This is a genomic window from Flagellimonas sp. (assembly GCF_965601775.1).
In the GTDB taxonomy this organism is placed as follows: Bacteria; Bacteroidota; Bacteroidia; order Flavobacteriales; family Flavobacteriaceae; genus Flagellimonas.
This window is the reverse complement of record NZ_OZ271837.1, coordinates 3631213-3646222: the sequence shown is the minus strand read 5'-3', so window position 1 is coordinate 3646222 and position 15010 is coordinate 3631213. Positions and strand designations below refer to the sequence as shown.

General features: G+C 40.4%; 18 protein-coding genes. 6 read left to right on the top strand and 12 right to left on the bottom strand.

The features are described from left to right. Nucleotides 1–15 precede the first annotated feature (15 nt). Both ACSLUF_RS16825 and ACSLUF_RS16820 read right to left on the bottom strand, forming a co-directional pair. A complete protein-coding gene (locus tag ACSLUF_RS16825; RefSeq protein ID WP_435623826.1) occupies nucleotides 16–978 on the bottom strand; it encodes a YheT family hydrolase in 963 nt (320 codons plus the stop codon). Between the two features lie 200 nt (nucleotides 979–1178). Continuing rightward, nucleotides 1179–2153, bottom strand: a complete 975-nt coding sequence (locus tag ACSLUF_RS16820) for an NAD(P)H-dependent flavin oxidoreductase (protein WP_435623825.1) — start codon at nucleotides 2151–2153, stop codon at nucleotides 1179–1181. A gap of 114 nt (nucleotides 2154–2267) precedes the next feature. Here ACSLUF_RS16820 and ACSLUF_RS16815 point away from each other — a divergent pair, with 114 nt between their 5' ends. Beyond that, nucleotides 2268–2741: an acyl-CoA thioesterase gene (locus ACSLUF_RS16815; RefSeq protein WP_435623824.1), complete on the top strand. Its 474-nt coding sequence runs from the start codon at nucleotides 2268–2270 to the stop codon at nucleotides 2739–2741. A 3-nt stretch (nucleotides 2742–2744) separates the two neighbouring features. Here ACSLUF_RS16815 and ACSLUF_RS16810 read toward each other — a convergent pair whose 3' ends face one another. From ACSLUF_RS16810 to modA, 3 genes are all read right to left on the bottom strand, one after another. After that, the gene (locus tag ACSLUF_RS16810; protein ID WP_435623823.1) at nucleotides 2745–3617 is read right to left on the bottom strand and encodes a sulfate/molybdate ABC transporter ATP-binding protein; all 873 of its coding nucleotides are present in this window, start codon (nucleotides 3615–3617) and stop codon (nucleotides 2745–2747) included. Then, nucleotides 3614–4285: a molybdate ABC transporter permease subunit gene (gene modB, locus ACSLUF_RS16805; RefSeq protein ID WP_435623822.1), complete on the bottom strand. Its 672-nt coding sequence runs from the start codon at nucleotides 4283–4285 to the stop codon at nucleotides 3614–3616. The genes ACSLUF_RS16810 and modB overlap by 4 nt, the downstream gene beginning before the upstream one ends. A gap of 69 nt (nucleotides 4286–4354) precedes the next feature. Then, entirely contained in the window at nucleotides 4355–5002 is a 648-nt protein-coding gene (modA, locus tag ACSLUF_RS16800) for a molybdate ABC transporter substrate-binding protein (protein WP_435623821.1), read from the bottom strand. Here modA and ACSLUF_RS16795 point away from each other — a divergent pair. Then, a complete protein-coding gene (locus ACSLUF_RS16795; RefSeq protein ID WP_435623820.1) occupies nucleotides 5001–5147 on the top strand; it encodes a hypothetical protein in 147 nt (48 codons plus the stop codon). The genes modA and ACSLUF_RS16795 overlap by 2 nt on opposite strands. A gap of 13 nt (nucleotides 5148–5160) precedes the next feature. On the opposite strand, the gene ACSLUF_RS16790 is transcribed toward ACSLUF_RS16795, so the two are convergent. The 7 genes from ACSLUF_RS16790 to ACSLUF_RS16760 all read right to left on the bottom strand — a co-directional run bounded on the left by ACSLUF_RS16790 (nucleotide 5161) and on the right by ACSLUF_RS16760 (nucleotide 9049). Continuing rightward, nucleotides 5161–6054 (bottom strand): DMT family transporter, encoded by an 894-nt coding sequence (locus tag ACSLUF_RS16790; protein ID WP_435623819.1) that lies wholly within the window; start codon nucleotides 6052–6054, stop codon nucleotides 5161–5163. Next, entirely contained in the window at nucleotides 6051–6404 is a 354-nt protein-coding gene (locus tag ACSLUF_RS16785; protein WP_435623818.1) for an arsenate reductase family protein, read from the bottom strand. Before ACSLUF_RS16785 ends, ACSLUF_RS16790 begins: the two co-directional genes overlap by 4 nt. A 15-nt stretch (nucleotides 6405–6419) precedes the next feature. Continuing rightward, complete coding sequence (locus tag ACSLUF_RS16780; RefSeq protein ID WP_435623817.1) at nucleotides 6420–7022, bottom strand: short chain dehydrogenase; 603 nt, start codon at nucleotides 7020–7022, stop codon at nucleotides 6420–6422. Nucleotides 7023–7033: 11 nt separating this feature from the next. Then, a complete protein-coding gene (locus tag ACSLUF_RS16775; protein WP_435623816.1) occupies nucleotides 7034–7726 on the bottom strand; it encodes an aspartate/glutamate racemase family protein in 693 nt (230 codons plus the stop codon). Between the two features lie 10 nt (nucleotides 7727–7736). Then, nucleotides 7737–7877, bottom strand: coding sequence for a hypothetical protein (locus ACSLUF_RS16770; RefSeq protein WP_435623815.1), 141 nt, complete (start codon nucleotides 7875–7877; stop codon nucleotides 7737–7739). A gap of 49 nt (nucleotides 7878–7926) precedes the next feature. After that, a complete protein-coding gene (locus ACSLUF_RS16765; RefSeq protein ID WP_435623814.1) occupies nucleotides 7927–8244 on the bottom strand; it encodes an ArsR/SmtB family transcription factor in 318 nt (105 codons plus the stop codon). A gap of 64 nt (nucleotides 8245–8308) precedes the next feature. Then, nucleotides 8309–9049 carry a DUF3298 and DUF4163 domain-containing protein gene (locus tag ACSLUF_RS16760; RefSeq protein WP_435623813.1) on the bottom strand — a complete coding sequence of 247 codons (741 nt, stop codon included), beginning with the start codon at nucleotides 9047–9049 and terminating at the stop codon, nucleotides 8309–8311. Nucleotides 9050–9136: 87 nt separating this feature from the next. Between ACSLUF_RS16760 and ACSLUF_RS16755 the strand changes: the two genes are divergently transcribed. The 4 genes from ACSLUF_RS16755 (at nucleotide 9137) to ACSLUF_RS16740 (ending at nucleotide 14980) form a co-directional block, all read left to right on the top strand. Further along, the gene (locus ACSLUF_RS16755; protein ID WP_435623812.1) at nucleotides 9137–10291 is read left to right on the top strand and encodes a cystathionine gamma-synthase; all 1155 of its coding nucleotides are present in this window, start codon (nucleotides 9137–9139) and stop codon (nucleotides 10289–10291) included. Between the two features lie 130 nt (nucleotides 10292–10421). Beyond that, nucleotides 10422–11762, top strand: coding sequence for an NADP-specific glutamate dehydrogenase (gene gdhA / locus ACSLUF_RS16750; RefSeq protein ID WP_435623811.1), 1341 nt, complete (start codon nucleotides 10422–10424; stop codon nucleotides 11760–11762). Between the two features lie 79 nt (nucleotides 11763–11841). Then, the gene (recO, locus tag ACSLUF_RS16745; protein ID WP_435623810.1) at nucleotides 11842–12561 is read left to right on the top strand and encodes a DNA repair protein RecO; all 720 of its coding nucleotides are present in this window, start codon (nucleotides 11842–11844) and stop codon (nucleotides 12559–12561) included. A gap of 1 nt (nucleotide 12562) precedes the next feature. Continuing rightward, nucleotides 12563–14980 (top strand): TonB-dependent receptor, encoded by a 2418-nt coding sequence (locus tag ACSLUF_RS16740; protein ID WP_435623809.1) that lies wholly within the window; start codon nucleotides 12563–12565, stop codon nucleotides 14978–14980. Nucleotides 14981–15010 lie beyond the last annotated feature (30 nt).

Sequence of the window (15010 nt, the reverse complement as noted above, 5' to 3'; positions counted from 1 at the left end):
AGCATGTAAATGCTCTTAGAGGTTATTCATAAAAAACTCTATAGCCCTTTTCTCGGTGTATGTGATATTGTTTTTCCCCCAAAATCCGACATGCCCTCCATGGTCGGGAACTTCTAAGTAAAGCGCATTATTTTTGTCCACTTCTTGATAAGGGTAACAGGTCTCTCCCAGAAAAGAATCGTTTTTGGCATTGATAATTAAGGCTGGGACTTTGATTGCAGGAAGAAATTGCAAGGAGCTACATTGAGTGTAATAATCCAGTGCATCTTTAAAGTTGTGGGCCTTACTGGTATATACGTCGTCAAAATCTTTCAATGTGACTATTGAGTGGATTTCCTTGTCCGAGATTAGTTCTGGAAAAAGACTTTGCTTTTGTCGAAGTTTTCGAAGTAGGTTTCGTTTAAATCGTTTGGCATAAAGAACATTTTTTGGGGAAAGCAATTGTTGGCAGGATGAATGAAGATCACAGGGAACCGAAATAGCCACCCCTGCCTTGATTTCCTCGGGAAGTATTTCCTGTTCTCCTAAATATTTCAATAACAAATTACCGCCCAAACTAAAACCTTTGATATAGATTGAGTTATATTTTTTGTTTTCCAACACATGCCTAATTACTTCCCTCAAATCCTCCGTAGCTCCAGAATGGTAGGACCTATACAGTAGGTTGGATTCGCCACTACAACCCCTAAAATTGACCGCGCATGCATCAAATCGATTGGCGTTGAACAGTTTGGCACTTCCTGTAATGTAGTGTCGTTGGGCATCTCCTTCCAATCCATGAAGTAGAATGACTAGTCTGTCTGATTCGTCTTTTGAAAGGCTCCAATCCAAGTCCAAAAAGTCACCATCCATCAGTTCAATTCTTTCCCTTTGCTGATTAAAGCCATTTACTTGCCTAATTAGACCGGCATATATGGTCGAGATATGTCCGTTCTTGAAAAAATGGGGTGGATTGTACTTTGATTCTAGTATAGGCATTGGTACTGGTAAAAAATCAAAACGTTGGTAATTTAAGAATTATTGACTTTGGCTTCTACCGAGAATTCTGATTCCTAATATTTAGAACAGAATAGCACCTGCAAAGTGAACGGAAAACTAACGATAGCTTGCTGTGTAAATCATTCTAGTACAAACTCTAAAACCTATAGAATACCTTAGGGTTATCTGCTAAACCAGTTCTACTTGGGATAGGTTTCCAGCAGTTTATGCTGTGCTTCAACCGCTGTTTTGAATTCCTCCTTAAGACTATCCACCAATTCCTCAACCGACAAAGTGTTTGCGATAGTGGTCACTCCCTGCCCCGCTGACCAAATTGTTTTCCAAGCTTTGGCTTCGGTGTCCAATTCTTTGCCAAAATCGACCTTGTGGTCTTTTTTTAAATCCTCTTCGGTAATACCGGCTGATTGCAAACTTGCCGCCAAAAAATTGGCATGAACTCCAGAAATTGCTGCGGTATAGACCACATCGCTTGCCCCTGCATCTATTATCATTTTTTTGTACTCCTCAGGAGCTTTACTTTCTTCAGCATTGATAAATCGGGTCCCCATATATGCCAAATCTGCACCCATTTGCATGGCTGAGGCCACATCTCTTCCTGTACTTATACATCCGGAGAGTAGAATGGTTTTATCAAAAAATTGCTTCACTTCGGCAACCAAACTCATTGGATTAATTGTTCCTGCGTGCCCTCCGGCCCCAGCGGCAACCAAAATCAATCCATCTACGCCAGCCTGCGCTGCCTTTTGCGCATGTCTTTTTTTAATGACATCATGAAAGACCAATCCACCATAACTGTGCACAGCATCCACCACTTGACTTACAGCACCTAATGAAGTTATTATCAATGGCACTTGATGTTTGATGCACAATTTTAAATCTGCTTCCAATCTGGGATTGGTTGGGTGGACAATAAGATTTACACCAAAAGGAGCAGGTTTCTTGCCCGTTTGTTCCTCAAAAGTTTTTAACTCTGTTTTGATTTCAATCAACCATTCCTCGAATCCCTCACTAGTTCTTTGGTTCAGTGCTGGAAAGGTCCCCACTATTCCATTTTTACAACATTCAATGACTAATTTTGGGCCAGAAATAAGAAACATGGGTGCGGCAACTACAGGCAATGCTAAGTCTTTGATGAATTCGGCTTTTTGAGTCATGGCTTTGTGTTAAAGTATCATTAAAAATAAGTCGATTTTTAGGACAGATGGGCTTCTATCTCCAAAACTATGATAATTTTACAACTATTATGCATGCATAACAAATAACCGACTATGTTTTTTAAGGAATTTGATATTCGATGGAGCGATTTGGATGCAAATCGGCACTTGGCCAACTCGGCATACATCAATTTTATGAGTCATACCCGTATGACGTATTTAGGGATTTTGGGATTTAATCAAAAATCCATGGCCAAGCACAATATTGGTCCAGTAGTGTTTTACGAGCATGTATACTATTTCAAGGAAGTCTTTCCGGGAAAACCAATAAAGGTTTCTTTGGGCCTTCAAGGCTTGAGCGAGGATGGTATGTTTTTTGAATTTGAACATAATTTCTACGATAGCGAAGGGAAAAACTTTGCGCGTTGTGAAATGATGGGAGCATGGATGGATTTAAAGGAACGTAAACTTATTGGGCTTCCACAAGTGTTTTTGGATGCCTTTGGCAAAATGGAGAAGGAAGCAAGTTTTAAGGTCTTGACCAAATCCGATACTCGAAAATTTGCTAGGACTCCTAAGGATTTGTAACGGCTATTTTTTGTAAATGTTAGGTTTAAAATCATTGGAGGCCAAAACAATCCTGTCGCCTTTTTGAAGGGATTTACCTTGTTCTTGTGAAAGAGACATTTTTAAAACATGGTTCTGAACAAGTAGTTTTGCGACCAATGAATCCCCTTCGGCTTCTATGGAAAGAACCTCCGCCGTCACTTTAAAATCTTCTTGTATCTCTTTTGATGAAAATAATTCTAAAGGTGACCCTTGTTGCATTATTTTACCCTGATGGATTTCTATTACCCCATCCGATAGCTTAATAATTTCCTCGACATCATGACTCACCAAAATCGTGGTTAACTTGTACTCTTTATGGGCTTCTAAAAGATGCCGCTGTAGTTTCCTTCGCATTTTATCGTCAAGGGCGGAAAGAGGTTCGTCCAGCAATAGAATATCAGGTTTTTGGGCAAGGGCGCGGGCCAAAGCCACCCGTTGTTGTTGACCCCCTGAAAGGTTTTTTGGTTTTTTATGTCTTAAATCACCAAGTTCATTTAATTCCAATAGATGCTCCAAATTAACATTTGCGTTCTTACCAGAAGCAAATTGTAAGTTTTCGAGTATGGTCATATTTGGAAAAAGAGCATAATCTTGAAAAACAAAACCTATGTTTCTTTCTTGAGGTTTTAAATTGATGGCTTTAGGTTGAGATTGGAACCAGAATTTTCCCCGAACAGAAATTTTTCCGGTATCAGGTTGAAGCAATCCTGCCAAAATACGAAGCAAAGATGTTTTACCTGCTCCAGACGCTCCATACAACGCCACCATTTGACCTTCTTCAATGGAAATATCAACATCAAGAATCATGTGCCCTGCAGGGGAATCCAGTTTTTTTTGGATTTGAATATCAATCATTTCCAAAAAGGTTTAAGGGATTTTCCGTTAATCAAATAGACCGAAAGCAGGATGACAAATGTGGTCACAAATAAAATGACAGAATAAAAGTTGGCCGCTCCATAATTCAAAGCTTCCACTTCGTCATAAATGGCAATGGAAGCTACTTTGGTGACTTCTGGAATGTTGCCACCTATCATCAAAACCACCCCAAATTCCCCGATAGTATGTGCAAAGGCCAGGACGATTCCAGTCAAAAGCGCTGGTTTTATATTGGGCAACAATACTTTGGTTAAGGTTTCCCATTTGGATTTTCCCATCAAGTATGAGGCTTCCTTGAATGAAGGAGGGATACTGGAAAGACCGGATTGAATTGGGTGCACCATAAAAGGTAAACTGTATAGGATGGAGGCCAGTACCAATCCAGAAAAGGAAAAAACCAGCTTAATCCCGAACCACTCATTGAGCCAATTTCCAAAGGCATTTCCTGGGCTAAACGCCACCAGAAAGTAAAACCCAAGCACTGTGGGAGGTAAAACCAAGGGCATACTGACCAGGGTCTCCAGTACAGGTTTCAGCTTTGACTTGGTGTGTGCCAACCAGGAGGCCAAGGGGATGGAAATGACCAGCAGTAACAATGTGGTGACCAAGGCCAATTTTAAAGTAAGCAACAAGGGGTCCCAAATCATGAATTCCGGTTGTGGTTTAGGAAGTACAATTTAGCCATTTTAGAATGAGTTCTCCTGCCTTTGTAAAATTCACTTCGGAATAGAATAGCCATATTGCTTTAAGATTTTTTGTGCATCTTCTGAAAAGAGAAATGTGTAAAATGCCTTGGCTTGTTTAGAGGCATTTTTTTCTTTCTTGATAAGGACAGCACTTTGAAGAAGTTTGGGGTAAGTTTCATCAGGAATAGCTATCCAGCGACCCTTGTTCTGCATTTCTGGGGACAGAACAACCGCCTTAGAGGTAAAACCAATTTCAGCGGATTTTGATATAATGAATTGGTTGGTTTGGTTAATACTTTCCCCAAATACCAGCTTATTTGCAATTCTTTCGTAAAAAGGTTGACTTTCTAAAACTTCCAATGCTGCTAGGCCATAGGGTGCAGTTTTGGGATTAGCCAAAGCAATGTGTCGAATCGTATCGGTTTGAAGTAAGGGAATGGATGGGTCTAAATCTTCTAATAAGGTCCAGAGCACTAACTTCCCTTCCGCATAAATTTTGGGGCTACCTTCCGTTTGCTTGCTTCGATACAGCTCATTAGGGTATTTAGTGTCTGCTGAAACAAAAATATCGTAGGGAGCACCTTCCACAATTTGTGCCGTAAGCTTGCCCGATGAACCTAAAATGATTTCGCAGTCTATGTTCGTTTTAGCAGAAAAACTATCCACAATTGATTTCATGGCAAACTGCATATTGGCCGCAACGGCTACTGTAACTCTCGATTTTGAATTAGCTGATTCATTACAGCTTACAAAAGCTAGAATTAAAAGAAAAACGGAGCATCTGAAAGACATTCTCATCACGAGAATCAAAAATACGCTTTAAAGCAAGAAAAGAACTAGGGTCTGGGCTTTGGTTTTTTGCTGCTTAAATATACCCCGAACAAAACCAGACAGGTAGCCAATATTTTTACCAAAGTGAGTTGGTCTTTTCCTGAAAAAAGAGCAAAAAAGATTCCAAAAAGGGGTTGCAAATAGATAAAAGCCCCAATGGTGGATGCTTTTAATTGAGTCAATGCAAAAACGTTAAAAAGGTAAGTCAAAAAGGTTGTGCCTATCACCACAAAAGCAATCGAACCATAGACCCAAAGTGGTATTGAGGACCATTGTATTTCCAAGAATTCGGGTAAGGTTATGGGAAAATTAATGATAAGGGCAATGGTAAAAAGCCATCGCATCAATGTAAAAGGATGGTACTTTTCAATCAAGGTTTTTGCAACAATCAAATAAGCTCCGTAAGAAGCCGAATTGATTATAAAAAGAAAATTTCCCAATGGAATATTGGGTGCATCGCTACGTATTTCGGCTCCAAACAAAATAAGGGTCAATGCGCCAACAAACCCAAGGAAAATACCGAATCCCTTGTTACGTGTTATCCTCTCACCCAAGAATATTGCTGATAGAACAACTACAATTATCGGGGTAATGGTAATTAAAACAGCACTATTAATTGGAGTTGAGAGTTGGAGACCTTTAAAGAAGGCAAGCATGTTGATGACCATTCCCAGAATGGCACAGACAATTACCCTTAGCCAATCTTTTTTCTCAATTTTTTCCTTTGGCGCGAAGAATGAAAAAATCCAAAATAGGGCGGAAGCCCCAACTACTCTTAGCATGATAAAACCAAAAGGTTTTACATAGGTAGGCATGACCCCTTTGGCAATGGTATGGTTTATACCATAAATAGTTGTAGCTCCGATGGCAGCCAAAATGGCCAAGGTGCGTTTGTTCATCCGTGCAGTGCTTCCTTAGCGGCTTCAACCACCTTTTTGGAATTTCCAACAAAAATCTGATTGTCCAGTACCAGTACCGGTCTTTTCAAAAAGGTGTAATGGTCCAGTATCAGGTTTTTGTAGTCTTGTTCGGTAAGTTCTTTTTCATGCAATCCTCTTTGACGAAACAACATAGCCCTCCTACTAAAAAGAGCTTCATGACTCCCAGCTAGATTTTTCATCTCTTCCAGCTGTTCAGGAGAAATAGCTTTGGACTTTATTTCTTGAAGTTCAACACCATCCAAAGGTTCCAACTCCTTTAGTATTCTTTGACAAGTGTTACAGGATTCCAAGTAATATATCTTTTTCATATTCATTTGATTTGATCATTCATAAATACGAATAATTTTCCCGTTGTCTTTGCCCATAATACTTCTTTCATACCCTTTAACGACTTTATTCATGGATACCGGGGAGTGACCTGGAAAATAATTCTGGTATTTTTTATAAGCATCTTCCACCATTCCTGCTGAAACTACGTTCAATCGATGGCCGTTTTCCAATTCCAATGACGCAGCTTTTGCAAAGCTATGAATTGCACCGTTTACCATGGCAGCACTTGCGGTATTTTCCACGGGATCATCTGCCAAGATTCCAGTTGTCAAGGTGATAGACCCATGGGGATTCAAATAGGAAAGACCGATTCGGGTCAAATTCACCTGTCCCATAAGTTTACTTTTGATTCCGATGTAGTAGTCCTCCTCAGCAAGCGCTTCAAAACTATCCCATTTGGCTTCACCTGCAATACAAACAATTGCGTCCACTTTTCCCACTTTTTGGAACAAGGCTTCGATAGAGGCTGAGGAAGAAATATCTACATGAACAAGGCCGCTATTTCTGCCTGCAATCAACAGCTCATGTTCTTCTTGGAAATGAGCAGACACTTTTTTTCCAATGGTCCCACTGCCTCCTATGATAAGTATTTTCATTGTTCAAGAAATTAAGAGTTTGCAAAATCAACAGCTGCCAATGAATGGATCATGGTCGTATCAAAAGAGGGTATGGCGACCTCTTCAGCGGGAATCAGTATGGGTAACTCCGTACAGCCTAAAATCACTCCTTCAGCACCTCTTGATTGTAATCCTTTGATTATTTCCAGACATTTTTCTTTTGCTTCGTGGGTGAATCGACCCTTTACCAGTTCTCCATAAATTAAATTTTGCAGATACGTTCGTTCTTCTTCTGACGGAATCAGCACTTCCAAGCCAAAATCGCTTTCCAATATTTTGGTATAGAAATCCCGTTCCATAGTAAATTGGGTTCCTAGTAGGCCAATTTTTGAAAGACTTTTCTTTTTAATGGCTTCTCCTGTCGCTTTGGCGATATGCAGAAAGGGAACCGAAATGGCCTCTTCAATGTATTCAGCTACCAAATGAATGGTATTCGTGGCCAAAATAATAATATCTGCCCCGGATGATTCAAGACGTTTGGCTTCGTGGGCCATGAGTAATCCAATTTTTTCCCAGTTGTCCTTAAAGGACAAAGTTTCAATCTCTGCAAAATCCACAGAGCTCATTAAAATCCTAGCGGAGTGTGAGCCCCCTAAACGCTCTGCCACAATATGATTGATATACTCATAATAAAACTTGGAGGATTCCCAACTCATTCCTCCGATTACTCCTATCGTTTTCATTTTTTGATTTTTATTTGGTTTTACTCATGAATTCTGCTCCCTCAATAGGGTACAAATCCAAAAAGTCAAAAATAGTTTGGAACACACTTCTTTTTTTGACCTCCGCGAAGTGATGTTGTGCTATGTTCTCGCAAGGAATACATTTTTCCATAACCTATAAATTTATATTTCGCTAAATCTCGATATGTTGGTTAAAAAAATTAGAGTTCCTGTTGCAAAGCTTTCATATAGGCTTTGATTACTTCTTCATTTCTTCGATAATAGGTCCACTTGCCATGTCGGGTGGGGATTACCAGCTTGGCATTTTGCATGGAGTTTAGATAGGTTGAAATCGTCGATTGCGACAATCCGGTTTTATCTTGAATGAACCCAACACAAACCCCATCGTCAAAGTGGTCAATTTCCTGATGTGGGGGAAAATTTGCCTCTGGATTTTTCAACCATTTCAGAATGTTTACCCGAGTCTGGTTAGCCAAAACTTTACTGATTTCCACAATATCCATATGACAAATGTACATAAAATATTTATATATCTAAAAATATAGATATGTAAAAATGTTCTAAAAACAAATAAGACTTAGGTTAAAGTTGGATACCTCGTTTCAAGTATTTGTTGGCTTCTGAAAATGGTATGGTTAATACAATGGGTCCATCGGCATACGAGGCCACTTCGTATTGATTGTACACCAATTGTATGCCATCTGGGGTGTATCCCACGTTTTCAGCTAAGTGAAAGGCATCGCCATCAAACATAAAGCCTGTGATGTTGATATTTTCATCTTGGGGTATCTTTTCTTGAATCCTGAATTTGGACTCGGCGTAATGGGTAAATCCCTCTTCATCTTCAAACAGTTCCCAATTTTCAAGCTCGGTTGCCTTTATTTTATCAAAATTCAGGAATGATGTGGAATTGTACCCATGTGCACCTCCTGTAAAGATGTAGGCATTTACGACCAGGGTAAGCATAGTATCATCTTCATAAACCACATCCCCATTTATTTTGGCTTCCCATGGCACTTCATCCTGAAATTTTTTCTTTAAATCGGTAAAACCGGTTGTAAAAGATTCCACAGCAGCCTCAACAGAGCCTACTTCCGTTTCTTCTTCAAAAGTCAATAAGGCTATTACCTCTTCTCTCAAGGTAGTATTAACTGTTTCTGAAATTGTGGCATCATCCAAAGCTTCAGGTAGTTTTATTTCAATTTTCGGACATGCCTCACACAATCGATTGGACAACTCAAAAGTTCCAAAAGTAAGTTTGGTATCATTTTCACAACCAAGGAGGGACAAAATGAACAAAAGTATGCCGATTGGCTTTTTCATGATTCGAGGTTTAAGGGTATTTCAAAAATAAGACTTCGTTGATTACTCCAAAAGATAACAATACCTTTGTTCGCATATCAAAACAAAATGAGCAAAACAGACTTGAAATTTAACAGTAAAACCATTCATGGGGGACAACATCCTGACAAGGCTTACGGAGCAGTTATGCCTCCTATTTACCAGACTTCCACCTACGCCCAGAGTACACCTGGTGGGCATATGGGTTTTGAGTATTCCCGTAGTGCTAACCCAACCCGTACCGCTCTGGAAAACTCTTTGGCCAGCATAGAAAATGGGCATTATGGTTTAGCTTTTGCTAGTGGATTATCTGCCATTGACGCTGTGATTAAGTTGTTGAATCCAGGGGATGAGGTGGTTTCCACCAATGATCTCTATGGAGGAAGCTATCGTTTGTTCAAACAGGTTTTTGAAAAGTATGGAATTACTTTTCACTTTATAGGCATGCAAAGTTTAGATGCCATTGCGTCGCATATCAACGATAAAACCAAGTTGATTTGGGTCGAGACCCCAACCAATCCCATGATGAACGTAATTGATATTGTAGGGGTCTCCAAATTAGCCAAGGAACATAATTTGCTTTTAGCGGTTGATAACACCTTTGCTACCCCATATTTGCAACGCCCTTTGGATTTAGGTGCCGACATTGTAATGCACTCAGCCACCAAATATTTGGGTGGACACAGCGATGTTGTGGTGGGTGCCCTAGTTGTTAAGGACAAGGAGCTTGCCGACAGATTATACTTCATTCAAAATGCCAGTGGAGCGGTATGTGGGCCCATGGATAGCTTTTTGACACTTCGAGGGATTAAAACCTTGCATGTGCGTATGCAAAGACATTCCGAAAACGGAGAGGTAATTGCGAAGTATTTGGCCAACAATCCCAAAATAGAAAAAGTGTACTGGCCCGGTTTTGAAACCCACCCCAATCATGATATAGCCAAAAGCCAAATGGATGACTTCGGAGGGATGATTTCTTTTGTTCCCAAAGGAAGCAGCTACGAAGATGCTATTAAAATAGTAGAGAAATTACAAGTCTTCACTTTGGCGGAATCTTTGGGAGGTGTGGAAAGTTTGGCCGGACATCCAGCGAGTATGACGCATGCCAGTATTCCAAAAGAAGAGCGCGAAAAAAGCGGTGTTGTCGATGCTTTGATTCGCTTAAGTGTTGGTATTGAAGATGCGGATGACCTGATTGCAGATTTGGAACAGGCCATCGGATAATTTCAAATTGCAAAATTTTCATAAAACAAGCCTTAAATTGTTTAAATAGCATAATTTTGCCGTCAAATTCCTAATTCGATAAAAAAGCACCCATTTCGGGAACATCAATTAACAATTTACCAATTCTTTTATGGAAGCAAAGATTAAAGCGTTTATGGATGAGGTCAGAAGCCGTAACGGCCATGAACCAGAATTCATCCAAGCGGTTCAGGAAGTTGCCGAGACCGTTATACCTTATATAGTAAAACACGATATTTATCACGGGAAGAACATCTTATTGCGGATGGTTGAACCTGAACGACTGATTTCCTTTCGCGTAGCTTGGATTGATGATCAAGGTGAAATTCATGTAAACCGAGGATATCGAATCCAGATGAACTCTGCCATTGGTCCGTACAAAGGGGGACTTCGTTTTCACCCTACCGTAAATGCAAGCGTGCTAAAGTTTCTAGCATTTGAGCAGGTCTTTAAGAACAGTTTGACAACGCTGCCCATGGGTGGTGGAAAAGGAGGATCGGATTTTGACCCTAAAGGAAAATCTGACGATGAGGTAATGCGATTTTGCCATGCTTTTATGACAGAATTAAGTCGTCATATCGGTCCAAATACGGATGTTCCAGCAGGTGATATTGGGGTTGGTGCCCGAGAAATTGGATTCTTGTTCGGAATGTATAAGAAAATAAGAAACGAGTTTACCGGAGTGCTTACTGGGAAAGGACGTTCTTGGGGAGGTTCTTTGATTCGTCCGGAAGCTACTGGGTATGGTACTGTTTATTTTGCGGACAGCATGCTCAAGACCCAAAATCAATCTTTTGAAGGAAAATCAGTGGTTATTTCTGGTTCAGGAAATGTGGCCCAATTCGCTGCTGAAAAAGTATTGCAATTGGGCGGTAAAGTATTGACACTTTCAGATTCTGGAGGGTATATTTATGACAAGGATGGCATCGATACGGATAAGCTGGAATTCGTAATGGACCTAAAAAACAACAGGAGAGGAAGAATTTCAGAGTATGCCGATAAGTATTCTTCAGCGGAATACCATAAAGGTAAAACACCATGGGAGGTTGCCTGTGATGTAGCCCTGCCCTGTGCTACACAGAATGAATTGGATGGTGATGATGCGGCCATGTTGATTAAAAATGGTTGTATTGCCGTCGCGGAGGGAGCCAATATGCCTTCTACTCCAGAAGCGATTCATGCGTTCCATGATTCCAAAATATTATTCGCTCCTGGTAAAGCTTCCAACGCAGGAGGGGTAGCAACTTCTGGGTTGGAGATGTCGCAAAACTCTTTGCGTATTAGCTGGACAAGGGCTGAAGTAGACGAGCGTTTGAAAGCTATTATGGAAGACATCCATGATTCGTGTATCGAATATGGTATGGAAGATGGTTATTGTAATTATGTGAAAGGAGCCAACATTGCAGGATTTGTAAAAGTAGCAGATGCCATGTTAGCCCAAGGGGTGATATAACCTAACCATAAATTTCGTGGAACAGTTTTAAGACAGGGATTATTTTTACCTTGTTTTAAAACTGTTTTTTTTGATGTAAATGCAGGTTACTACCAAGGCCATAGTGTTTTCTTCCCTAAAATATGGGGATACCAGTCTTATTGTTAAGGCCTATACAGAGTCGGATGGATTGAAATCTTATTTGCTCAAAGGGGTCCTGGCCTCTAAAAAAGGAAAACTGAAGGCAGCCTACTTTTTGCCATTAATGCAATTGGAAATTGTAGCCAACCACAAAAACAAAGGTACTTTGGAGAGCATTCGAGAGGCCAAAGTAACGAATCCCTACACCTCGTTGCATACGGATATCGTAAAAAATAGTCTTGTGCTTTTTTTGGCTGAAATGTTGGGGAATTCTATTCAGGAACACGAACAGGATTTAGCGCTCTACAATTATTTGGAATACAGCCTGCTTTGGTTGGATGAGCATCCGGCAAATGCCAATTTCCATTTGCTCTTTTTGTTGAATTTGACCAAATATTTAGGATTCTATCCCGATACTTCATTTGCACAGTCACCCTATTTCGATTTGCAAGAAGGCAACTATGATACCGTGCCATCATTAAACCCAATGATTCAAGGCAAAAATTTAGTTGAATTCAATAAGCTGTTGGGCATAAATTTTGATGCACTTCCAACAATAAAAATAGGGAAACCCCAGAGGTATGAGCTCGTGAAAATAGTTATTCTGTATTTTCAGCTACATTTGCACGGATTCAGAAAACCCAAGTCCCTGGAAGTTTTAAACGCAGTTTTTGAATGATATGCGCGGCATAGTTGGAGGTATCCTAATCTTTTTTTTGGCGTCTTTTTCAGCTTTGGCACAGGAAATTACCATTTTGGATGCTGAAACTGGGAATCCCGTGATAAACATTGCTGCCTTTAATAAAGATAAATCCAAAACGGCAATCTCCGATTTTGATGGTAGATGTGATATCAGTGTCTTTTCTCGAAATGAAAAAATAACTTTTAAGCATATCAGCTACGAGATGTATACTACAACCAAGGCGCAGATAGCCAGACGGGGTAATCGCCTTTATCTTAACCTAAAAACCGAGGAGCTACAAGAAGTGGTGATGTCGGTTTCGAAATGGGAGCAGCAAAAGAGAGACATTCCGCAAAAAATAGAGTCCATTGACGCACGAAGTATTTCCTTTACCCATCCGCAAACTTCTGCCGATTTGTTGCAGAACAGTGGGAAGGTTTTCGTTCAAAAAAGCCAATTGGGAGGTGGTAGCCCGATGATTCGAGGTTTTGCAACGAATAGGTTGTTGTTGTCCGTGGATGGTGTTCGCATGAATACGGCAATATTCAGGGGAGGAAATGTTCAAAATGTGATTTCTATTGACCCCTTCACGATTAAGAACACCGAAATCATTTTTGGTCCAGGTTCTGTGATTTATGGAAGTGATGCCATTGGAGGTGTGATGAATTTCTTCACACAAAAACCTAGATTTTCCTTTAGGGATAGCCTTACCGTATCTGGAAATGCGTATTATAGATTTGGATCAGCCAATAATGAGAACACCGCACATTTCGATATCAATTTTGGACAAAAAAAATGGGCGGCGTATTCGAGTTTTAGCTATAACAACTTCGGAGATTTAATCATGGGGAGGCATGGTCCAGATGAATATTTGAGAAACACCTTCGTGGAACGCAGGGATGGCATGGATGTTCTGGTGGAAAATGAAAACCCAAGAAGACAAGTTCCGTCAGGCTATGACCAAATCAATTTTCTTCAAAAATTTACCTACAAACCGAATAGTACATGGAACTATGATTTGGGATTGTATTACACGGAAACCTCAGACTATTCCCGTTATGATCGGTTGATACGCCCAAACAGCGAGGGCACTGGCCTACGAGCGGCTGAATGGTTCTATGGTCCCCAAAAGTGGTTTATGGGAAATTTTCAAGTCACAAAAAAAGGGAAGAACAAATTTTATGATGGGGTAAAACTAACCACAGCGTATCAGCATTTTGAGGAAAGTCGTAATGAGCGTAGGTTTCAGGAATCCACTCGCTTTACAACCGTGGAAAATGTAGATGCCCTTTCAATGAATCTAGATTTTGAGAACAAGAAAATTGGAAACTTACGATTGTACTACGGAGCAGAATACCTGTTCAACAAGGTTAGTTCCGAAGGGAGTCAACGAAACATTGAGACTGAGGAGGTTTCTGCATCAGCATCCCGCTACCCCGATGATTCTACTTGGCAAACTTTTGCCGGATATATCAATGGAGAATACAAGTTGAAACCGAATTTTACGCTATTATCTGGTTTACGCTACAGTCAAGTGTGGGTGGATGCCCAATTTGATGACACCTTTTTTCAGTTTCCCTTTGAAGAAGCCGATTTGATTACCGGAGCCCTTACAGGAAGTATTGGGTTTAGTTGGTTCCCAAAGGCAGATTTTCAGGTTACCATGAATGGTTCAACAGGTTTTAGGGCTCCAAATATTGATGATATTGGTAAAATTTTCGATTCCGAACCAGGTTCGGTGGTTGTTCCCAATCCAGATTTGGAACCTGAATATGCTTACAATATTGAATTTGGGGTCCGAAAAAACTTTAATGATAAGTTGGTCTTTAAAGGATCAGCATATTACACCTATTTGGTAGATGCTTTGGTACGAAGGGATTTTGTGTTCAATGGGCAAAATGAAATTGAGTTCAATGGGGAGTTGAGCAACGTGCAGGCCATCCAAAATGCAGCAAAGGCATATGTGTACGGCTTTGAATTAGGTCTGGATGCTTTCTTCACGGAAAACTGGTCGCTCTCATCCAATTTGACCCTTACTGAAGGTATTGAGGAAGACGATAGTGGAGTGGATTCCGCCGGACGCCATGTGGCACCTACGTTTGCAGATGTGCATTTGATTTGGCAAAACCACAAATTAAAAGCAGACTTCTTTTTGAACTATAACGGGGAAATTGGGTTTGAAGATTTGGCACTTTCTGAACGTAGCAAACCTTTTATCTATGCAACGGATAGCAATGGCAATCCGTTTTCACCCTCTTGGTATACACTGAATTTTCGGTCACAGTACCAGATTACCAATGCCTTGAAAAGTACAGTGAGCCTTGAAAACATTACCGACCAGAGGTATCGCACCTATTCATCAGGAATTGTGGCCCCAGGAACAAATTTGGTACTTGGTTTGGGATATAGTTTTTAAAAAAAAGCCCTGAACACTAGTTCAAGGCTT